This is a genomic window from Brevibacillus brevis (assembly GCF_900637055.1).
GTDB lineage: Bacteria > Bacillota > Bacilli > Brevibacillales > Brevibacillaceae > Brevibacillus > Brevibacillus brevis.
Window position 1 is genome coordinate 4792209 of the sequence record NZ_LR134338.1, and the last position, 21221, is coordinate 4813429.

Here is a 21221-nt window from a genome sequence, read left to right on the forward strand (position 1 = left end):
CACTCCATTTCACGATAATAGTTTCTATGATTGCTTGTAGGCAGTAAAAATGCCTGGGTTATTCCAAGTGGTCTGACCACTTATTGAGTTATGCTCTCAATATAATAAAAAACTGTTCTCCTGTAAACCTGCCGAAAACGGCGAAAAAGGGAGGACATTCTTCATCCTCCCCAATTTACAGGCATTTCTTTCCGAATTACGCTGTCAGGCCCCACAATTTCTCGCGCTTGCTCCAAAAATGACTCATCTACGTCTACCCAATTTGCTTCTGGCAGGCGAATTGTCTGTCTTTTTCCTTCGTAGAAGAGGATAACGGGAATCGTTCCTTTTTTTTCGACAAACAAGCGTGAAAGTCTTTGCAGCGTCGAATCGTGCTCTTGCTCTGCCGATATTTTGACAAATAATACGGTCTCAGACTTCGGCTGCGGCAGCGTTTGTGCATCCCAGAAACGGGAAGCCAAGAGTTTGACCATGTCGTCCTGGTGATCGACTCGCGCTTCTGCCACGATGATTTGTTCCCGCTCGAGCAGTGGCGCATACTTCGCATACACCTGCGGGAAGACGACCAGCTCTACTGGTGCGGTTTTGTCCTCTAGCGTAATAAACGCCATCGGGTCCCCTTTTTTCGTTTGGATGCGTCTGGCTTCCGTTATCATCCCAAATACTTTTACCGTTTTGTCGCGCGGCACATCCCCCAATGAAGAGATAACCGCTACTTCCGGGCGACTGGCGACATGGGCAAACTGATCAAGTGGATGACCAGAGATGTATACTCCGATCAAGTCCCGCTCCTCTTTTAATTGCTGCGTACGTGAGAGCGGCGGTACCTCGGGATATTCTGCCGGTTCGCGCAATGGTGCCGCATCTTCTTCTCCCGCAAATAGATTGAGCTGGTTGGCGTCTCGCTCGATTCTCTTGCTGTTTGCCTTCCCTACCGCTTCATCCAGCAATAGCAAAAGCTGACTGCGATGTCCTGGCAACGAATCCAGCGCGCCGCATAAAGTGAGCGACTCTACTACTCTGCGATTGACTAACCGCGCATCCACGCGTGCACAAAAATCAAAGACGTCGCGATACGGTCTGCCTTTGCGCTCTTTCACGATCGATTCAATGGCACCGTAGCCGACGTTTTTCACTGCGGCCAGACCAAAGCGAATCGCATCCTGCTCCACTGTAAAGTAGGCCAGGCTCTTATTCACGTCAGGCCCGAGCACGGTAAGCTGCAGTCGCCGCGCTTCTTCCGTGTACTCGGCAATTCTCGTTTGACTGCCAATGGACAACGAAAGCAGCGCTGCCATGAACGCAAGCGGATAAGTTGCTTTCAAATAAGCCATCTGGTAGGCGATGACTGCATAAGCAACCGAATGAGCTTTGTTGAAGCCGTAATCGGCAAAGCGCACGATCAAATCGTAGACTTGATTGCCCAGCTCTTCTCCGTAGCCTTGTCGGACACAACCAGCCACGAACTTCTCTCGCTGCTCCGCCAATAGATCCCGTTTCTTTTTCCCGACCGCTCGGCGCAAAATATCTGCCTCACCAAGACTGAAGCCTGCGAGTGTCGAGGAAATCTGCATGATTTGCTCCTGATAAATCATAAAACCGTGCGTCTCCCGCAAAATCGGCTCGAGAACAGGATGAGCGTACTGTACTTTGCTAGTCCCGTGCTTGGCTGCGATGTACTGCGGGATGATCTCCATTGGCCCCGGACGATACAATGCCAGAACCGCAATGATGTCATCAAGACTGCTCGGCTTCAAATCTCGCAGCACATTGCGCATACCCGAAGATTCCAGTTGGAAAATGCCGGTTGTCTCCCCACGGGAGAGCATACGAAACGTTTTCTCATCGTCTGTCGGCAGCTTATCCAGATCAAGCGATATTCCCTGCTCCTGCAAGTGACGCAACGTCTCCTGAATGATTGTCAAATTGCGCAAGCCGAGGAAGTCCATCTTCAACAGACCGACTTCTTCGAGAATCTCCATCGGATACTGCGTGAGCGCCAAGCCTTCATTGCCCGTCTGCAATGGAACGTAATTCGTCAGCGGTTCACGCGAAATGACGACACCCGCCGCATGTGTGGAGGCGTGGCGCGGCAAGCCTTCTACGCCCTTTGCTGTTTCGATCAGTTGTGCTGCCTGTTTGTTTTCCGCGCATAGCTTGCCGATATCCGGGTTGATTTGCATGGCTCGTTCAAACGTCATGCCTGGCGATTGCGGAATCATTTTGGCGACGCGATCCACGATGCCCAAAGACAAGCCTAACGCCCGCCCAACGTCACGGACTGCTGCACGAGCCGCCATCGTTCCAAAGGTAATGATCTGGGCGACACGATCATGACCGTACTTGCTCGCTACATAGTGAATGACTTCGTCACGGCGCTCTACGGAAAAATCGATATCAATATCGGGCATCGTCACCCGCTCCGGGTTAAGAAAGCGTTCAAAGAGCAACTGAAAGCGCAGCGGATCGACATTCGTGATTTTCAAAACGTACGCGACCAGGCTGCCTGCCGCAGATCCGCGTCCAGGTCCAGTCGGTATCCCGTTTTCGTGAGCGTACCGCATGAAATCCCATACGATCAGGAAGTAATCGGTGAAGCCCGTCCCTGTAATAATCGCCAGCTCGTGATCCAGACGCGCTTGCACCTCTGGCGTAATCTCTCCGTATCGCTCCAGGCAGCCCTTTTCACACAGTTCACGCAAATACTGTGTCGAATCTAGTCCCTCTGCCAAGGGAAATTCCGGCAAAATATGCGCGCCAAAGGCAAGGTCCAGCTTGCACCTGTCTGCAACGGCTACCGTATTCGCTAAGGCCTGGGGAGCAAAGGCAAAGAGCGCTGCCATTTCCTCGGCACTTTTCAGATAGTACTGATCCGTCTCGTAGCGAAAACGGTTTTCTTCGCCAATCGTCTTGCCTTCTTTAATCGCCAGCAAGATATCATGCTGCTGGTGCTCCTCCCTGTGGATGTAGTGAACGTTGTTCGTCGCAATCACCGGAATCCCCGTCTCCTGGCTCAGTTTCACGAGACGAGTATTCAGCCTGCGCTCCACTTCCAGTCCGTGATCAGCCAGTTCCAAATAATAATGCTGTTCACCAAACATTCGCTGATACTGGAGGGCTGCTTCTTTCGCAGCGTCCGCTTCTCCAGCCAGTAACAGCTTGGCTACTTCTCCTTGCTGGCAGCCGCTCAGTGCAATAAGGCCGTCTGTATGCTTTGCCAACACCTCTTTGTTGAGACGCGGAAGGATGTAGTTGCCGTCTGTATTCGCGATTGTCGCTAGCTTCAGGAGATTCCGGTAGCCCGTTTCATTCTCAGCGAGAACGATCAGATGACTAGGCGGCGGTGCATTTCGCACGCGATCTTGAAGATTTCCTTCCATTACGTATATTTCCATCCCGATAATCGGTTGGATGCCTGCTTCCAGACAAGCTTTATAAAACGGGATCGCCCCGTACAGATTGGCATGGTCTGTCATCGCCAGTGCATGCATGCCCAATTCGCTGGCTCGCTTCACTAGCGCATCGATACGTGCTGCTCCATCCAGCAGACTGTACTCTGTATGAACATGTAAATGGACAAAGGAGGTCATGATATTACCCCTCTCAATTTTCACGATTGAAACTTTCTCTCTTACATTATACCGGAAGTATAGCGCATACGGACGTTGAGAACAAATGTTCCCGCTCGTATTTGACCGTTCTCCCCTGATTTTGGTAGGATGAGTAATACCAGAATGGCTAGAAAGGATGAATCCATCTATGTGGTACGCCTTTTACATGACCGGTGTTCTCGCTTCCCTAGTAGCCAGTGTCTACTATAGTGTCCATGCTCGCAGACGAGGCATCCATCCGCTTGAATCGCGTATGTTGCTGGGGAAAATGAATGTGTCATTGGGTATACTCGTTTCTTTGTTCGGCATCAATCAGTTTACTTTTGATTCTCTCGATACGATCCGCATTGTCGTTGCGTTGATCATGCTGATTGTAGGAGCTATGAATTTATTTTTGGGAACTCGCAATTATTTCCGTTATCGTACAGCTTGGCAGGCAGAATTGAAAAAAGGGGTATAAAAAAAAGGGCATGAGAACAAATTTACGTTCCACATGCCTTTTTCATTTTGGGGAGAAACATCGCTGGTAATACTTTTCCTCTATTCCCAGCTGTTTATCATACAAACCTGATAGAGCTCTCGCTATAATGAATTTGTGTGACATTCTATTGCTTCGACAACCTGAGCGGCAGTGCCGAAGGTTGTCTTTTTTTCTGTTCCATTCAGAAGGAAACGATTTCCTGCTATTGCAGGTCTTCGGCTTTGGCCCACATTTCCTCCGGGTTCAGCTCATAGATCCCCTCTTCTCGATACATATAATGATTCATGATGAATTCCCGGCGAATCGTAGCGTAATCCTCGTGGAATTGACGGATGTATTCGTTGATTTCTTGTACCTTGTATTTACGACCTTTTTCTAGCCCTCGAACCATGTATTCAAAGACGATCAGCTTTTTCTTACGCTGAGACGGGATTTGTTTCAGCTTGCCATCTGGCGTAATGAAGCTGCGAATGACCTGCATCTTTTCCGCTGCCATCTGGTGCCTCCTCTGAACATGTGGGGTGTCTTGCGCAAAAATGTCCTCTGCTGTCGAATCCTTTGCTTTTTCCATGACGTTCACAATTGCTTGCGACTGGCGTTTTACATTGGCCTCGTGCAGGTAAAAGTAAATGGTGTTTTTATCGCGACGTTCGTAAACGACACCTGCTTCTCGAAGCTTTGCCATATGGTGGGTAATGGTCGGAGGTGTCACGCCGAGCTTGCCTGCCAACGCCTGTCCATGCAGGGGACCATTTGCCAAAATCGCGAGAATGCGTACGCGCGTCGGGTCTCCGAGTGCTTTGTAGAAGGTGACGAGTTGGTCTAATTGCAAAATGGGGCACTCCTTTCTTTGTTATCCGTTTCGATTAGATGATGTTCTAATTAGATGATAAGTTGGATTTCTTTGTCTGTCAATTCGTAGGAGATAAAACACAAATTCTATATCGTTGCTGCTGGTGGCAGCGGAAAAAGGAGAAAACGCTCGAGCTTCTTGGGCCCCCTGCATGGGGGTCATTCCTGCACGTCTCCGTGGAAAAAGGGAAACCGCGTCCAAAGTAGTCCTCCCATGGAGCATGTTCAGAGGTGGACGCTTAAAGGCGTGTTTCCCTTTTTCCACTGCGCCTCGGCTGGTGTCCCAAAGAGCCTCGCTTATTTCTCCTTTTTCCTTGAAGCGGCTGTCTGTTTAGTTGTGGCTGGTTTGTCAGTGAATCAAGATGATATTAACTTCATGCAATAACTTTCAAAATGCTTTTGCCAAAGCTGCGTAGAAGAAGCGCATTTCCAGTCCAAGCGCCTCTGGAGCCCATCTCAGCGTAGGAATGAATGACGGGGAATTTAAGCTTCACTTATGGAATACTTCCTCGAAACTTCAACGTTTGAAGCGCTCCCGTCATTCATTCCGGAGCGGACAGTCTTCACCCCTTGCGGGGCGGAGGCCGAAGCGTAGACTGGAAATGCGCTTCTTCTCCCCACTACAGCCACTTTTCCAAACAAAAAAGAACAGTCATAAAGAGACTGTTCCTTTAACGTTCAATAATTTGCGCAGTAATCATGGCCTGCCCCACGAGCTGTTCGCCGTGGAATACGGATACTTCGACTTTTCCGAAGCGGCGGCTGATGTCCAATAGGCGCGGCTTTACTTCGATGTGGCTTTCCATCTGGACAGGCTTTAGGAAATAGACGGTGATATTTTCTGGTACCATGTCGCCACGACGATGGTGACGCAGCAGGTTACAAGCTGCCTCGACCATGACTGTCGTCATGATTCCGCTGGCAATCGTACCGAGGTGGTTGGTCATTTGTGGGCTCACATCACCCAAATAGACCATCTCATCTGCTTGTCGCTCCTCACGGAAATGCGACATGATCAGATTTGGGAACGTTTCACTCATCTGTGGTTGCTTGGCTGTAAATTGCAGCGCTTTTAACACGTCATTGCGGCTTAAGACCCCTACGAGCTTGCGATGGTTGTCTACGACAGGCAACAGCTCGATTCCTTCCCACACCATGGTGTGCGCAGATGATGCTACGGATACTCGCGGCGAGGTCGTAATCGGGTTCTTCGTCATGACCTTGTCGATCGTCGCGGTTTCCTCATGACCGATGATGTCTTTGGAGGTAACAATCCCGATCAAACGCATCTGCTCGTCAACGACGGGGAATCTCGTGTCCTGATACAGCTCCGTATACTGGTGCCACTTGGCAACAGAATCTGATGTCAATAAGACAGGCGTTTCTGCAAGTGGCTTCAAAATATCCTCTACCATTACGATTTCTTTTTTGATCAGGCGATCGTAAATGGCCCGGTTAATCATCGATGCTACCGTAAAGGAGTCGTAGCTGGAGGAGATGATTGGCAGCGCTAAGCGGTCAGCCAGCTGCTTGATTTCCTCGCTTGTATCGAATCCCCCGGTAATTAATACAGCAGCCCCTTGCTGCAAAGCGATTTTGTGCGCCTGATAGCGGTTACCGACAATCAAAAGACTCCCGGCATCGATATAACGCATCATGGCTTCGAGCTGCATGGCCCCTATTACAAATTTATTCAAGGTCTTGTGTAAGCCTTCACGTCCGGCTTGCACATGACCATCTACGATGTTCACAACCTCCGCAAAGGTCAAACGTTCAATATTTTCCTTTTGCTTCTTCTCGATTCTCACCGTACCGACACGCTCAATCGTGCTGACGTATCCTTGCGTTTCCGCTTCCTTGATCGCGCGGTATGCAGTCCCTTCACTCACATCCAGGTCTTTCGCGATCTGCCGCACGGAAATCTTCGAACCGATCGGAAGGCGATCAATATGTTGCAAGATTTGTTCATGCTTCGTTGCCATATTGCTATTCCCCCTTCCTTTTCTCCCACCCGTTCCATGTACGTGCGCTCCTTCGACCAATATACCCGAAGGCGGGGCAAAAAAAAAGGGTAGCTTTTTCGAAAGCTACCGACCAGAAAGTATATCATTAAGGGGGTTTTCATCGTGCTTTTATCTTACCCAAGGAATATTACAGGATTATTACAGCACAGTTACAGTTTCTTTTCAGTTTTGTTTAACTGACCAAATTTGCCAATAAACCTTGGACAAGCCCAATAATCCCGCCAAGGATAAATCCGAGAACGGTAATCATCCGGAATTCCTTTCCTGAGATCCCGACTACCATCTCTTCAATTCTTTCAATCGGGAAACCCTCAACTTGCCGGGTAACAATATCCCGAATGGCCAGGCGCGAAAATATTCTCTCTATGTTTTGTTGCAGCGTGTCCACCATCCACTTTGCCAAACGAGGAACGAGTTCCGTTGTCACTGTCTCGGAAATAGGCGCTGTCAAACGAGACAGAGGCTCGTCCACGATGCGCAGGCTTTGCTCCTCCAGCTTGGCAAAAAGCTTCCGCGCCCAATCGTCCACTTGATCTCGCCCAATCCAGGCAACCACTTCGCCCACATTTTTGTCCAAGAGCTTGTCCGCTTCCTTATGCAAAAAGTAGTGCACGCGTTCCGAAAGCTCTCTGCTTTGCAAAAGCTCATCGAGATACGGGAGAATCTTGCCCAAAATCTTGTCATCCCCAAGAAACATCCCAACCAAGCCACCAAACATGCCTCCGCCTCCACCGAGCAATCCGCGAACCATATTTTGCAAGGTCTGCTGGCCTTCCGGGGAATGTAAATATTCGCGGAAACGTTTCAAGAGCAGTTCGCTCACACTGCCAAGCGCAGCATCCAGACGCTCGCGTCCGTTGTCCGTTACCAACTCTCGCAGTTTTTTCTCTTCATATTGTGCCAGCACCTGTTCGACAAAGGTACCCCATTTCGCCTCGATAGGCGCGCGGACACTCTCACTCCACGTTCCGTCTTCACGAAACAGCTGTGGCATCACCGTAAGCAATGCTTGGCGTAGACTGCGCTCATCTGTCATCCAGTCGCGAGCAATGGTGTTCATCCATCCCGTCAGCGTGCTCTCCAAACCACTCTGGTTCAGCGCACGCTTGACCCCCTCTGTCGTCAGCAAATGTTCTTCGACGAGTCTGCCCATTTGTATCGCGATATCGTCCCGTCTTCTCGGAATCAATCCCGGGGTAAAAGGCACTTTCCACCTGCCTATATACCACGGTTTTACTGGTTTAAACAGCATTCGGATGGCTAACTCATTCGTCACTCCACCGATGACTGAGCCTACTGCAATGTTCACTAATAGTATCCAAGCGTTCATAAATCCTAACAACCTCTCTTCTCTACATGGCACCAAACGTTTTGGATGCTCATACCATAGACTAACTTTGCCTGATGGGAAGGGGATACTCATGTCCTACGTTCCAACAATCGTTGTCGAAAACGAGATAATATCGGAAGTAGACCTTTACCTGCCCCAGGCGCACTTGCGCAAATGGAATCTTTCAACACCGTCCACCATTGCGGTCCAATTTGGGAGCAAATCCGTTTCCGCACGCGTAGGCGGTTGGGAACGGGGAGGCAAAACCTCGGGTAAAACCTTCATACGACCATCTGTAGCTCAATCGCTACATCTGCCCAGGGGCGTTCCACTCTTAGTCCGTTATGATGCGAGTCAGAAAACAATTGTTTTCGGACCGTATGTAGGTGTTCTTGTTTCGAGCTACAATGCAGCGTTCTCGCAAGCACCGTTTGGACACCTAAACTCATTCTTCCAGGAGATGTCTGATATCACCCGTAAACGCGGAGGGATCCTTTGCGCATTTCGGCTTCAGGATGTCAACTGGGATGCAGGAATCGTACGCGGCCTCGTAAGAAGAGGAGGCGTCTGGAGACAAACCGTACTGCCGCTTCCACAATGCATTTACAACCGGCTCATATCCCGCCAACGCGAACGAAGTGAACAGATGGCCAACTGGGTTCAACGCTGCAAGGACGCTTCCATTCCCTTTTTTAACGAGCGTTTTTTGAATAAGTGGCATGTACACGCCGCTCTCGAGAATCAACCGACAGCCTCCGAACATCTTCCCAGCATGGTTCGCTATCTGAAGCAAGAAGACCTGCGGCAAATGCTATCTACCTATCGCACCGTTTATGCAAAACCAGCTAACGGCAGCATGGGGCGCGGGATCATTCGAGTTCGCAGTTCACCCGAAGGATACCGGCTCGCGTTCCCCGGAGGATTGCGCAAATCATTTACTAGCATTCAAGGCTTACATCAGTATTTGCAAAAAAGGACAAAAGGCACATCCTATTTGCTGCAGCAAGGGTTACCGTTAATCGGCATCCAAGGACGACCGACAGATTTTCGTGTATTGGTACAAAAAGACCGAAAAGGCGAATGGTCCGTCACTTCCATGGTAGCTCGCCTGGGATTAAACCGCATTGTTTCCAATATATCCAGAGGCGGGCAGATGATGACTCCCCTTCAGGCCCTGCGAGTTTGTGGACCGCGGGAGGGGGCAATTCGACCATCCCCTCAAACGTTACGCGCAGTAGCACTTAAGCTCGCGATCCTTTTAGAGGAATCACTGCCAGGGCAGTACGCAGAATTCGGAATTGATCTGGGAGTCGATGTCCATGGACGGGTGTGGCTATTGGAGGTCAACAGCAAGCCATCCAAGTCAGCCAAAACTGTTCCATTGCCTGAGGGTGCCGAAGAGCTGCCTCGGCGTGCTCGCCCTTCTGTCATTCGCATGCTGGATTATTCCGCCTTTCTAAGTGGTTTTCCCCGAACCATTCAACCACAAAAGACGATAAAAAGAAGACCGAAGCGCAACAAAAACAGGCGAAGGTGACCTACATGACAGCATCCGAGAGAAGTCTTGGCATCATGGCCCGGTGCCAGGGCTCCCACTTTGTAGACAAAGGGTACTACAAAAAGCTTACGCTCTATGGACGCAAGCACGGCATTCGCGTCTTCGTTTTTTCACCACGTCAGGTTAACTTTTCCACTCGTATGGTAAAAGGCTTCGAGTATCGCAATGGGTCCTGGCACGCGAAAGACTTCCCAATCCCCGCCTTTATCTATGACCGTTGCTTTGTGGGCCCATCTTATCGCCACTATAAACCATTTGTGGAAAAGTTGCAAAACGATCGCAACATTACGTTTTTGGGGCATGGTCTGTCTGGAAAATGGCAGGTGCACCAGATGCTCGCTAAGTCTCCTCTCCTCGCCCCGCTGCTCCCGCCTACTGAAATATTCTCTTATCCTGTGCTCCACGCAACCTTGCAAAAATACGGGGCAGCTATCATCAAGCCTATGGCTGGGACTCACGGTATTGGTGTCGTGAGAATCAAAGAAGTACGCAGTGGATATGAAGCTTCTGGACGAAACCGAGACAATAAGCCTTTCACTAGGCGAATCCGGGACACTGCCGGATTAAAAAGTTTTGTGTCTGTCTTTACTGCCGGCCGCAAGTTCCTGGTACAGCCCTATCTAGAGTTGCATACCCCGGATGGTACTCCATTCGATGTCCGTATTCTGGTTCAAAAAAACGAGCTGGGTAAATGGGGAACAACTGGCAAAGCTGTGCGTCTGGGAGACAAACGCAGTATTACCTCCAATTTGCACGGAGGAGGGAAAGCAACACCTCTGGCCTCTTTCCTGCCCCTTCACTTTACATCCGTAAAAGCGGCACGCATCGAGCAAACAATCAACCGAGTGGCGGAAGAACTTCCCCGTTTTTTGGAAGAGTCACACGGCAGGCTCGTTGAGCTGGGAATCGATATCGGCATCGACACCGCAGGTAATGTTTGGATCATCGAGGTAAACAGCAGACCAGGGCGAACTGTTTTTCGCATGATTGACGACCCGACTGCACAACTGCATTCGATTACTCAGCCCGTTCGCTACGCCCACTATCTTATGAAAGAGCGTGTAGGAGGTTAAAGCATGGAAACGTTCAGAATGCGGCTTCGCTTCCTTTCCAACCCCCGTATCAGTGGGATTATCCTGCCGGCTACTCTCTTCCAACAGTTACAGCTACGTCAACGCCAAAAAATTAAAGTCTTACTGGGTAAAAAGGAAGTAGTCGCAACTGTCTTACAAGATAAACGCAATCCGGATGCGAACGTCATGAAAGTGACAACGCTCTTGCAAACAGAGCTGGGCATTCCTCACCCGGGCTTGATCCAGCTCAAACTAGAGGGCTCCGCACTCCGAATCGGTCCCTCAATCGGGATCGTCACGACTGGCATACGACGAGATCCCAAGCAACCAATTGGCTCTCGCACTTCGTTTTTTTACAATCTGTTACAGGCTCAAGAAGGGAAAGGCGTTTTCTACTATATATTTTCCCCCACCGATGTAGACTGGGAATCCAATACAGTCAAAGCGTGGTTCTTGCGCAGAAGCAAGTCAGGGGGCTACTTTTGGAAAAAGCATGTTACCGCCATGCCCGATGTCGTCTATGATCGTATTCCCTCTCGTTCGGCAGAAAAACATGAAGCCGTTCGGGAATTCAAGTATCGACTCGCCAGTTACCCCAATTTACCGATGTTCAATCAGGGCTTTTTTAACAAATGGGGCGTGCACCAACTGCTGTATCCGAATCCAGAAGTGAATGAGCATATCCCGGAGACTTACACCTCTCCGTCCCTTACAACTGTTCGAAACTTGCTGCGTAAATACCCTATCGTTTATTTGAAGCCCAAAAATGGAAGTCTCGGGTACGGTATTGTCAAAGTTGTTCGCCAAGCAGGCGGTGGCTTTACTGCCTCCTATCATACAGGCAGCGGTAATGTAAAAAGACAATTTTCCAAGCTGTCCAGCCTTTATCAGCATGTCTTCCGCAGTCGTCGCGTCAGTTCGTATCTGGCACAACAGGGCATTCCGCTCATGACATTCCATGGACGACCGTTTGACTTCCGTGTTCACTTGCATAAAAATCAACAAAACGAGTGGGTCGTCTCCTGCACGGCAGCCAAGGTTGCAGGTTCTGGCAGCGTAACTACCCACGTACGCACAGGTGGTACTGTCATCCCCGGCGATGACCTGTTGCAGCACCTGTTTGGCAGACAAAAAGCCCTCATGACCCAGCGCATTTCTGAAGCCTCGATTCGACTCGCTACCGCGATTGAACTGGCAAAAGGGATTGATTTAGGAGAATTGGGGCTGGACATGGGGATTGATACGCAAGGCCATGTCTGGATGTTCGAAGCGAATTCCAAGCCTGGCCGTTCTATATTCAAACACGCCCGTCTCAGGCAGGCTGATCACGAATCACGCAAGCTGCTCGTCGATTATAGCTGTTACTTGGCCAATTTCTAGTTGCACGCGATCTGTACCGTTTTTCAGGAAGGAGGAACACCATGCTTCAGCAGCGCTCCGGGTGGCTGACGATCCTCCCTAGCGGTAGATGGTTCGTACAGTTACCTCGGCTAGTCCTTAAACGCTCGCCAAAGCCACTGGTCGCCAGTCTCGGTCCCTTTTCTCATACGAAACGGATATACGCTGGTTTACCCCGCGTGCAACCAAGGCGTATTCGTACACGCATTAACTGGAAAATGGCGGGCGACTCCCTGAAGCTTGGCCCATTATTTGGCATATTGACCGTTGGTGAAGGGGCAACATTTTTAGGAAATCGCGAGAACTTCAAGGATATTACTCAATCGGGGAAGCAATGGGGTGCACTCGTTTATGTATTCACTCCACAAGGAATCAATTGGGAGAAGAAAAAGGTGCGCGGCTATTTGTACAACAATCGTCTAAACTCGTGGCAAGAGGTGATTCTACCTTTCCCCCATGTGGTTTACAACCGAATTCCGACGAGAAAAGCAGAACGGCGACCTGAAGTCCGAAGAGCATTGAACCGCATTCATGAGATGCCAAATGTCACATTGTTTAATCGCCGCTTTTTTGACAAGCAAAAACTGTTTACGATGCTGGAGTCCCACCTGGAGGTGCAAGCTTTTCTACCTGAGACGAAGCAACTGGACACCTTGGCTCGCTTTCGAAGCTTTTGTACAGAACATCGCTTTGTCTACTTGAAGCCTGTGCGTGGTAAAGCGGGGGAAGGGATTATGCGCATTGATTTCAAAAACGATAAGTGGTTCCTGCAACGGTTAAAGGAACAAAAGGCCATTACTCGCCGCTTTTCCAATTTGAATGATGTATGGAAGCACATCAGACTTCATGTCAAACAGCAGAAGTACATCATGCAACAAGGTATCCGTCGTGCCCGCTACAACGGTAAACCTTTTGATGTGCGCGTCCTCGTACAGAAAGATGGCGAGGGCGAGTGGAGCGTAACCGGAGTCGGCATCAGAAGGTCTGGCTCGCAAAGCATCACCACTCATGTGCCACGAGGAGGCTCGATCCACTCGTTATCAACCGTTCTGCAAGCCTTGTTCAAAAATAATCCCGAGCAAATGGAAAGACACATTCACGATACGGCGCTCGCCATCGCACGGTCATTAAATGCAGAATGGACGGATTTGGCTGAGATGTCTATGGACTTTGGCTTGACAGAAGAAGGAAAGCTATGGTTCTTTGAAGCGAATGCAAAGCCGGAGAAATTCGATGAACCATCAATCCGACGATTATCGTTAGCGAATTTGATCCACTACGCACAGCATGTCTCCCGCTTGCAAAACAAGCGAGGAATTGCCGCAGGATAAGGGAGTCGAACAGCACTGGCTGATTCACAGACGACCTTGGTGCGATTTGCCCGTCAGGAAGGGGAACGGCGCATCACCCAACGAACGACTGGCTGACGCGATTGACCCCCATGTGTTGGCTCATAAGGTCAAAAACCGAGAAAAAATCCGCTGTTTCCTGATGAAAATGGGGTCAATCCTTCCTGGTTGTAGATAAACGCTACCGCAATAGGTGAATCGGCATGCTGGCTGTACGTGCGGGTAGCACTAAACAATGAGGCAAGTCTCACGTTTTGATCTAAAGGAACATGCCGTTTAGACTTCGGCATGTTTTTTTCGTTTTCGGATGCATGACAATATCGAGCTTGGAAAAAATACTCCATGGAGGTGGTCTTAACCATGACCTACACAAATAACAATATGATGCAATCCCAGCAACAACCTCAATTTTTCGGAGCAGTAAGCCCTGCAGGTTCTATGTTCCAACCAGGCTTCGCCGGAACCAACGTACAAGAAGTACAGTATTGGAACCAAGGCGGTCATGCACCACAATCCATCGGAGCGCCTTCCTCTGCTGTATCCTTCAGCGGTGGAGTCGGTGGTGCCCAATCCATCTTTTCCCCAGGCTTTGCGAATACCAATGCTCAAGAAGTAAGACAGCAAAATGCTGGCTATCCAGCACAACAACAGCAACAACAACAATTTGGTTTTGGTCAAAATCAGGCATCCCAGTACATCCAGGCTCAGCCATCGTATCAACCAGCATTTAGTGGCGGAGCGAACTCGATCTTTTCTCCTGGCTTTGCTGGAACCAATGTTCAAGAGGTTCAAGCGCGAAATCAAGCTGGCTATAGCAGCTTCGCGGGTCCAACTGGCTTCGCTGGACAAGCTGGCTTTGTGAACCAAGCTGGAAACGCTGGACAAACTGGCTTTGTGAACCAAGCCGGAAACGCTGGCAGCATCTTTTCCCCAGGCTTTGCCGGAACCAATGTTCAAGAAGTACGCCAATTGAACAACACCGGCTTCGGTCTGCAAGCACAGCAGCCTCAACAGCAACAGCAGGCTTTTGCGAATACACTCGGCATGGGAGCACAATCTGTCTTCACTCCGGGTTTTGCTGGCACGAATGTGCAAGAGGTGCGCCAATTGAACGCTCCAGGTCAGGCAGCTCCACACACAGGGTCAATCTTCCCTGGCACTTTCTAAATGAAAAAAGCGTGACCATCCATCGCGACGGTCACGCTTTTTGTTATGTGATGGTTCAGCAGTCTGCATTTTCCCAAACCGCCTGATACACGGCGTGCAAATCTTGCAGACTCTGTTCATCCACTGTAAAAATGATGCTGCCAAACACGTAGGCATCATTCTGTACGCAGGACCATCCATCACCGTTTGGTTGAAACTGCGCCTCTACACACGCCTCAGTTTGATCCAGCAGTCGCCGTACCGCTACATGCTTTTCCAACGATGGTCGATATCTGTCCATCACTTGCGCAAGACGTTCATCCTGACGCGCCAGCCGATACAGGGCAAGCTCAATCTGGAGCCAGCAGGTTACATAAAAATGGAACTCCAAAAATAACGTGTGTACGGCTGCACGGATTTTGTCGTGGTCACCAGCTTCCAAGGCTGCACGTGCTTCCTGCTTTTTCTCCTGAATCAGGTCAAAATGACTGACTGCTCCGCGGTAAAACTTGCGCACCACGTTGTACAACATCTCGGGAGTACGCGGCGGAAGACTCCGATGTCGGTTTTGCACATCTCGCATGGCTTGTTCTCCTCTTTCCGACGCTCGTTTTCTTCTATTGTACAACAACAATGGTGCACGATGCAGGCAGCCTACTCTTTCCCGTTTTTCCAGTAGTCATAGGCATGAATGGCGAGCCCCCAATAAGAGGAGTATCGATCCAGCGCTTTTGTCACCAGATCCAGCTGCCGATCCATTTCCCCTATGCCTTCCTCGTAAAAAGTGATCCCGTTCCCTTCGTGGCTCTCTTTCGTCTCCACGGCGACGACCAGCTTTTTATGGAGGCTCTCCGCATACTTCATCTGATTTTCAACCAAGCCGATGATGCCAGGAGCGCGATCGCGAAATGCCATCAAGGTCGTATGATCAAGCTGTTTGATCATCCAATGCGAAAACGGCAATTCGGGCTGGCCCGGCGTAGGTGTCTTGTCCAGCCATGCGGCAAGATCGACGCTTGCTTCCAAGGAAGTCCCATTCTTGGTCTCCTCAACAAAAGCTTCGATATTACCCATCCATTGGCGTAAGACTGCCTCTTTATCCTCGCGCCAGACAGGAAGGACATACGGCTCGATGTCTAAGTGAATGCCGTGAAATTGCTCTTCTGTCGAGACAGACTCATTGTAGGCTTTCACCCAATTCACGAGCTTCATGATCTTGCTTCGACTTTCAGACAGAGCCCAAATCGGATGACCGCCCATCGCATGAACCTCGATACCCGCTTCACGTGCCTCTCTCACGAAATCGCGATAATAGGAAATCGGCTGCTCCAAATCTAAACGAACATAGAGGAGATTCACCCCGTTTTGTTCTGCAAAGGAGAGAATTTCCTCCTTTTCCGTGCCAATCAATTCTGCACGCCATATGTAGGTGCCTTTGTAGCGTTGCTTGGTGACCGGGGGCAGTGGAGTCGCCTCCTTCCAGTAGCGATAATCGTGGATTGCAACACCAGAGAAGGACGGATGCTGTGCCAAATATGTGGGCAATTGCTCTACTTGCTGTTTCATGTGAGCCGGACCTTCCTCTGCAAAAGAAGAGTGGTCTTCATCCAGCGGCTTCATATTCACAGCGACCAAGACGCGTGTCTCTAATTCATCCGCTTCCTTCATTTCATTATCAATCAAATTCAGGATGCCGTTTTGACCGGAAAGTGTGTCACGATACGCCATGATACATACCGTATCAAACTGACTCATCATCCATTTGGACAAAGACATTTCTTCTTGTCCCGGAACGGGAATATCGTCCAGCCAAAAAGGAATGGCTGCACTGGCAACCAAATCCTGATCTTTTGACACCTCGGCTGTGAACGCCTGCACATTGGCTTGCCATTCACGGATAATCCGCTTCTGATCGCTCTCCCAAAACGGCAAAAGATACGGCTCGATGTCTAACTGAATCCCGCGAATCCGCTCATTCTTCTCTGCTTCACGGTTGTAGCTTTTTACCCAGTGGACGATGTTCATCATCCGCTTTTCATTGCTTTTGAGCGCCCACGCCGGATGGCCGGCTACCGCATGAACCTCGATCCCCATCTCTGTCGCTTCGCGAATAAAATCGCGGTAGTATTCATAGGGCTTGTTCATTTCGATTCGCAAGTAGACGAGATTAATATCGTTACTTTTGCAGAAATCGAGAATCTCTTGTTTCTCTCTCCCGATCATCTCGGATTGCCAGATCCACGTTGCTTTACTCTTCTTCTCCGCTGGGGAAAAGCCGAACAGAAAGCCGACCGTCAGGCAGAGAACACTCAAATAGATGCGCGCAGCTTTCATTCGTCAAAGTTGCTCCTCTCGTTGACTTGCGTGCTTCCAGCTCTCGTAATCATGGATCGCACTTCCTGCAAACGCCGGATTGTTTGACAGCTCCTCCTGTAAAATGGCCAACTGGCTGTTCATCTCTTCTGTGCCTTCTTCATAAAAGCTCACATGAGCGCCTTCCATCGTTTCCATGATGTTGACGCCTACGATGACCGACCCTTTATTCTGTACATTGGCATCATCGACGATCTTTTCTACGATTTCGACGATCCCATTTTGCCCAAGGGCTTGATTGCGGTAGGCCATTAACGTAATACTGTCGAGTCGCTGCACCATCCAGTTGCTCACTTTCTCATCACTGCCAGGAACCTTTACGGAGTCGATCCAAAAAGGCAAATCGGCACCGACAGCGAGATCCGTATCCTTCTTCGTCTCCGCTGCCAGATAGCTGACATTTTTCAGCCATTGCCGGACGATTTCTTCCTGGTCTTCCTTCCACGCAGGCAAGAGGTACGGCTCGATATCGACGTGAATCCCTGAGAATCGTTCATCTGGCTTGGCACTGCGATTGAACGCCTTCACCCAGGAGATGAGATCGTCGATGCTCTGGCGATTCGCTGTTAACGCCCAATTTGGGTCACCGCCAAGCGCCTCTACCTTGATGCCTGCCTCGTTGGCTCTCTCAATGAAGGTACGATACGTCTGAGGCGCAACAGCTGTTGGCTCAACGTGAAGATAGATCAGGTTGATGTCGTTTTTCTCGGCAAACTCGATCATTTCATCGGTTTGGGTCTCCATTTGCTTGGCATCCCATATCCAGGTTGCTTTTGTCAGGGCGGAGCGGGGGTTTGCCAACGACAGCATGATGATCGAAGCCACTGTCACAAGGAGCAGTGCTATCCAAAGCCAGCTATATCGACGAAGTACCTGCATCAGTGCCGGTCGATACCGTACTGTTGTGTCGTCGCTCCCACTCCAGCAAATGCCCGCTCACCAAACGTACTGCCGTCAACCGCTGAAAACGGCGGAATTCGCGTGTAATCCTCGATGCACTTGTTTTTGACCAGCGCGTGCGGCCCGATCTGGCAGCCTTCACCGATCTGTGTTTCACCGAACAGGCAGGTTCCCGGATAGAGCACCGTATCTCGCCCGATCATTACGTCTGAATCAATGTACGTCGCGCTCGGGTCTATCATCGTAACTCCGTTTCGCATATGGAATTCGTTGATTCGCTTGCGCATCAGCTGTTCCAAATCAGCGAGCTGCACACGATCATTGACGCCATTGCCTTCTTCGGGATCATCCGTTGCAAACGCTGCTACCAAATGACCTTGTTCTTGCAAAAGCCCCAGAACGTCCGGCAAGTAAAACTCCCCTTGCGCATTTTCGTTTGAGACCATCGGCAGCATCGAAAACAGCTTTTGATTGTCGAAGCAAAAGATTCCGGTGCTGATCTCGTTCACCTTTTTTTGTCCCAGGGTCGCGTCTTTTTCCTCGATAATTTTTCGGACATCGCCGTTCTCGTCGCGAATGATCCTGCCATAACCTGTAGGCTCGTCCACAATGGATGTCAAAACCGTGGCTGCTGCCTGTTTATGCTGGTGATACTCGAGCAAACTTCGCAGCGTCTGTTCTTGTACGAGCGGTGTATCACCATTCATGACAATCGTCACGCCATCCTGTGCTCCGAGAATTTCGTGGCTCATCCAAACAGCATGAGCAGTACCCAGCTGATCCGGTTGATACGCATACTGAACGCGGTTTTTTAATTGCTCTTTGACCACTTCGGCTCCGTGACCGACAACGACGACCAAGTGGCGAAGTGACAGTGCTTCCAATGTCTCTACGACATGTTCAATCATCGGCTTCCCGCAGATTGGATGCATGACCTTGTAGAGCGAAGATTTCATTCTGGTTCCTTTTCCTGCTGCCAATACTACTGCATGTATGTTCATCCTATCGCCTCCGTCTTGGTCAGCTCTCCTTTTGCAAGCTGGCCTTGTTGGATTTGCTGATCGAAGTATGGTTTCAATTCATAGGTCAGTGTGTCAATCATCATGCTCAAATTAATGTCTTTCCTCTGCACGCCCAGCTGATAGGCCTGAAGCATAATCTCCAGTAATTTCTCCTGATTCAACGTCCGCTTCGAGGTGTTCATTCATCTTTCCCCCTTTTTCTTCCTCTCTTACTTCATAACGACTGACGTTTGTGTTTACTCAACTGTTACACTTTTGGCCAAATTTCGTGGACGATCTACGTCATTGCCAAGCGCAACAGAAGTGTAGTAGGAAATCAGCTGGAGGGGGATAACACCTAGGACGGGTGTAAACAAGGCATCTGTCTGCGGAATCAGGCAAACATCATCAACTGAGCGGTGCAGCTCTACATGTCCATCTAATGTAATACCGAGAACGTTTGCTCCACGCGCTTTTACTTCTGTAATATTACTGATCATTTTCTCATGCAGCTCATCCTGTGTAGCCAAGGCGATGACTCTCGTTCCCTCTTCGATCAACGCCAGCGTGCCGTGCTTCAGCTCCCCTGCCGCATACGCCTCCGAGTGAATATACGAGATTTCCTTCAGCTTGAGGGACCCTTCCATCGATACTGCATGATCGAGACCTCGTCCGATGAAAAACAGATGCTGCTCATCCTTGATCGATTCAGCGAAATGACGAATCTCATCTGCATGCGCGAGAATATGCTCGACTTGATCCGGGAGTGCAGTCAGTTGGTGAAGCAGTGAGGCACGGGTTCCAGCGTCCAGTGTTCCCTTCGCTTGCGCCAAATAGATGCCGAGCAAGTAAAACGCAATCAGCTGCGAGGTATATGCCTTCGTCGAAGCAACCGCGATTTCCGGACCTGCATTTGTCGTAATCACGTCATCAGCCTCACGGGCAATCGAGCTTCCGACTACATTCGTAATAGCGAGAACTGCTGAGCCGTTTCGTTTGGCTTCACGCATGGCTGCCAATGTATCTGCTGTCTCCCCCGATTGGCTGACGGCAATCGTAAGCGTATTCGGTTGAAAGAGTGGGCGACGGTAACGAAACTCCGACGCTACATCTACTTCTACCGGAATCTGTGCCAGTCGCTCGATCACATGCTTGCCGATCAAGCCCGCATGATAAGCGGTACCGCATGCGACAATGTAGATTTTCTCCACACGCTTGGCACTCGCTTCTGATAACTGAAGATTAGGAAAAATAACCTTTTGCTCTCCAGCATCGATTCGGCCTGTCATTGTATTGCGCAGGGCACGCGGCTGCTCGTAAATTTCCTTTTGCATATAGTGCGCAAAGCCGTCTTTTTCCGCTTGCTCCTTGTCCCACTCAATCCGCACCAGCTCTCGCTCGATTGGCTCCGTCGTATCCAGACGCATGACGTGAACAGAATCTTTGGTCAGGATCGCCAGGTCTCCGTCTTCCAAAACGTACACATCACGCGTATGCTCCAGGATCGCCGGGATATCAGAACCGATGAAATTCTCATTCTCCCCTACCCCAATAATCAACGGGCTCGCCATACGAACTGCAATCAGCTTGTCAGGCTCATGTTCCGTCATCACGCCGAGGGCAAATGCACCGCGAATTTTGCCGGCCACCTTCTGCACTGCCGTAACCAGGTTGTTGTCGTATTCCTGCGCCAAAAGGTGCACGATGACCTCCGTGTCCGTCTCCGAAGTAAACGTCACGCCTTTTTCGGTCAACTCCTGCTTGAGATCCAGATAGTTTTCGATAATGCCGTTATGCACGATCGAGAACTTGCCGGATTGATCAAAATGAGGATGAGAGTTTTCGTCAGACGGTCGTCCGTGTGTCGCCCAGCGCGTATGACCGATGCCGATGGAGCCCTGTAAGCCGGACTTTTGGGTTTGGCTCTCCAGTACGTCAATTCTGCCTTTTGCCTTGCGAATGCCGATGGTTGCTCCGTCACAAATCGCAATGCCAGCTGAATCGTAGCCTCTGTATTCCAGCTTTCGCAGCCCATTGATTAGAATCGGCTGCGCTTCCCTATTCCCGATATATCCCATAATTCCGCACATGTCTTCGGTTCCTCCCTTGTTGCGTAAAGTGTTCG

16 protein-coding genes are annotated in these 21221 nt (G+C 50.0%); 6 read left to right on the forward strand and 10 right to left on the reverse strand.

What is annotated here, in order from left to right; all coding sequences use genetic code 11:
* Positions 1 to 161: 161 nt before the first annotated feature.
* Positions 162 to 3590, reverse strand: a complete 3429-nt coding sequence (locus tag EL268_RS23005; protein ID WP_106654070.1) for a DNA polymerase III subunit alpha — start codon at positions 3588 to 3590, stop codon at positions 162 to 164.
* Between the two features lie 169 nt (positions 3591 to 3759).
* Here EL268_RS23005 and EL268_RS23010 point away from each other — a divergent pair, with 169 nt between their 5' ends.
* A complete protein-coding gene (locus EL268_RS23010; protein ID WP_106654069.1) occupies positions 3760 to 4071 on the forward strand; it encodes a YtpI family protein in 312 nt (103 codons plus the stop codon).
* A 223-nt stretch (positions 4072 to 4294) separates the two neighbouring features.
* On the opposite strand, the gene EL268_RS23015 is transcribed toward EL268_RS23010, so the two are convergent.
* The 3 genes from EL268_RS23015 to EL268_RS23035 form a co-directional block, all read right to left on the reverse strand.
* Positions 4295 to 4924, reverse strand: a complete 630-nt coding sequence (locus EL268_RS23015) for a DUF2087 domain-containing protein (RefSeq protein ID WP_106654068.1) — start codon at positions 4922 to 4924, stop codon at positions 4295 to 4297.
* A 691-nt stretch (positions 4925 to 5615) separates the two neighbouring features.
* Positions 5616 to 6926 (reverse strand): DRTGG domain-containing protein, encoded by a 1311-nt coding sequence (locus EL268_RS23030; protein ID WP_017250740.1) that lies wholly within the window; start codon positions 6924 to 6926, stop codon positions 5616 to 5618.
* A 214-nt stretch (positions 6927 to 7140) separates the two neighbouring features.
* Positions 7141 to 8298 (reverse strand): DUF445 domain-containing protein, encoded by a 1158-nt coding sequence (locus EL268_RS23035; protein ID WP_106654067.1) that lies wholly within the window; start codon positions 8296 to 8298, stop codon positions 7141 to 7143.
* 91 nt (positions 8299 to 8389) lie between these two features.
* On the opposite strand from EL268_RS23035, the gene EL268_RS23040 reads away from it, so the two are divergent.
* The 5 genes from EL268_RS23040 to EL268_RS23065 all read left to right on the forward strand — a co-directional run bounded on the left by EL268_RS23040 (position 8390) and on the right by EL268_RS23065 (position 14843).
* A complete protein-coding gene (locus EL268_RS23040) occupies positions 8390 to 9835 on the forward strand; it encodes a YheC/YheD family endospore coat-associated protein (protein ID WP_106654066.1) in 1446 nt (481 codons plus the stop codon).
* Between the two features lie 5 nt (positions 9836 to 9840).
* The gene (locus EL268_RS23045) at positions 9841 to 10929 is read left to right on the forward strand and encodes a YheC/YheD family endospore coat-associated protein (RefSeq protein ID WP_106654065.1); all 1089 of its coding nucleotides are present in this window, start codon (positions 9841 to 9843) and stop codon (positions 10927 to 10929) included.
* 3 nt (positions 10930 to 10932) lie between these two features.
* Positions 10933 to 12309 carry a YheC/YheD family endospore coat-associated protein gene (locus tag EL268_RS23050; RefSeq protein ID WP_106654064.1) on the forward strand — a complete coding sequence of 459 codons (1377 nt, stop codon included), beginning with the start codon at positions 10933 to 10935 and terminating at the stop codon, positions 12307 to 12309.
* Between the two features lie 41 nt (positions 12310 to 12350).
* Entirely contained in the window at positions 12351 to 13658 is a 1308-nt protein-coding gene (locus EL268_RS23055; protein ID WP_106654063.1) for a YheC/YheD family endospore coat-associated protein, read from the forward strand.
* A 378-nt stretch (positions 13659 to 14036) separates the two neighbouring features.
* Positions 14037 to 14843: a hypothetical protein gene (locus EL268_RS23065; protein WP_106654062.1), complete on the forward strand. Its 807-nt coding sequence runs from the start codon at positions 14037 to 14039 to the stop codon at positions 14841 to 14843.
* Between the two features lie 55 nt (positions 14844 to 14898).
* Here the strand turns inward: EL268_RS23065 and EL268_RS23070 are convergent, their stop codons facing one another.
* The 6 genes from EL268_RS23070 to glmS all read right to left on the reverse strand — a co-directional run bounded on the left by EL268_RS23070 (position 14899) and on the right by glmS (position 21186).
* Positions 14899 to 15405 carry a hypothetical protein gene (locus EL268_RS23070; RefSeq protein ID WP_106654061.1) on the reverse strand — a complete coding sequence of 169 codons (507 nt, stop codon included), beginning with the start codon at positions 15403 to 15405 and terminating at the stop codon, positions 14899 to 14901.
* 71 nt (positions 15406 to 15476) lie between these two features.
* Positions 15477 to 17156: a hypothetical protein gene (locus tag EL268_RS23075; protein ID WP_106654060.1), complete on the reverse strand. Its 1680-nt coding sequence runs from the start codon at positions 17154 to 17156 to the stop codon at positions 15477 to 15479.
* A 3-nt stretch (positions 17157 to 17159) separates the two neighbouring features.
* A complete protein-coding gene (locus EL268_RS23080) occupies positions 17160 to 18074 on the reverse strand; it encodes a hypothetical protein (RefSeq protein ID WP_106654059.1) in 915 nt (304 codons plus the stop codon).
* Positions 18074 to 19096: a bifunctional UDP-N-acetylglucosamine diphosphorylase/glucosamine-1-phosphate N-acetyltransferase GlmU gene (gene glmU / locus EL268_RS23085; protein WP_106654058.1), complete on the reverse strand. Its 1023-nt coding sequence runs from the start codon at positions 19094 to 19096 to the stop codon at positions 18074 to 18076. The genes EL268_RS23080 and glmU overlap by 1 nt, the downstream gene beginning before the upstream one ends.
* A complete protein-coding gene (locus EL268_RS23090) occupies positions 19093 to 19299 on the reverse strand; it encodes a hypothetical protein (protein ID WP_012685087.1) in 207 nt (68 codons plus the stop codon). Before EL268_RS23090 ends, glmU begins: the two co-directional genes overlap by 4 nt.
* Positions 19300 to 19353: 54 nt before the next feature.
* Positions 19354 to 21186, reverse strand: coding sequence for a glutamine--fructose-6-phosphate transaminase (isomerizing) (glmS, locus tag EL268_RS23095; protein ID WP_106654057.1), 1833 nt, complete (start codon positions 21184 to 21186; stop codon positions 19354 to 19356).
* Between the last annotated feature and the right edge of the window lie 35 nt (positions 21187 to 21221).

What these genes read in the sequence shown, in the direction of transcription:
- EL268_RS23005 (WP_106654070.1), bottom strand. Translation starts at nt 3,590, where the DNA reads ATGACCTCCTTTGTCCATTTACATGTTCATACAGAGTACAGTCTGCTG.
- EL268_RS23010 (WP_106654069.1), top strand. Translation starts at nt 3,760, where the DNA reads ATGTGGTACGCCTTTTACATGACCGGTGTTCTCGCTTCCCTAGTAGCC.
- EL268_RS23030 (WP_017250740.1), bottom strand. Translation starts at nt 6,926, where the DNA reads ATGGCAACGAAGCATGAACAAATCTTGCAACATATTGATCGCCTTCCG.
- EL268_RS23035 (WP_106654067.1), bottom strand. Translation starts at nt 8,298, where the DNA reads ATGAACGCTTGGATACTATTAGTGAACATTGCAGTAGGCTCAGTCATC.
- EL268_RS23040 (WP_106654066.1), top strand. Translation starts at nt 8,390, where the DNA reads ATGTCCTACGTTCCAACAATCGTTGTCGAAAACGAGATAATATCGGAA.
- EL268_RS23045 (WP_106654065.1), top strand. Translation starts at nt 9,841, where the DNA reads ATGACAGCATCCGAGAGAAGTCTTGGCATCATGGCCCGGTGCCAGGGC.
- EL268_RS23050 (WP_106654064.1), top strand. Translation starts at nt 10,933, where the DNA reads ATGGAAACGTTCAGAATGCGGCTTCGCTTCCTTTCCAACCCCCGTATC.
- EL268_RS23055 (WP_106654063.1), top strand. Translation starts at nt 12,351, where the DNA reads ATGCTTCAGCAGCGCTCCGGGTGGCTGACGATCCTCCCTAGCGGTAGA.
- EL268_RS23065 (WP_106654062.1), top strand. Translation starts at nt 14,037, where the DNA reads ATGACCTACACAAATAACAATATGATGCAATCCCAGCAACAACCTCAA.
- EL268_RS23070 (WP_106654061.1), bottom strand. Translation starts at nt 15,405, where the DNA reads ATGCGAGATGTGCAAAACCGACATCGGAGTCTTCCGCCGCGTACTCCC.
- EL268_RS23075 (WP_106654060.1), bottom strand. Translation starts at nt 17,156, where the DNA reads ATGAAAGCTGCGCGCATCTATTTGAGTGTTCTCTGCCTGACGGTCGGC.
- EL268_RS23080 (WP_106654059.1), bottom strand. Translation starts at nt 18,074, where the DNA reads ATGCAGGTACTTCGTCGATATAGCTGGCTTTGGATAGCACTGCTCCTT.
- glmU (WP_106654058.1), bottom strand. Translation starts at nt 19,096, where the DNA reads ATGAACATACATGCAGTAGTATTGGCAGCAGGAAAAGGAACCAGAATG.
- EL268_RS23090 (WP_012685087.1), bottom strand. Translation starts at nt 19,299, where the DNA reads ATGAACACCTCGAAGCGGACGTTGAATCAGGAGAAATTACTGGAGATT.
- glmS (WP_106654057.1), bottom strand. Translation starts at nt 21,186, where the DNA reads ATGTGCGGAATTATGGGATATATCGGGAATAGGGAAGCGCAGCCGATT.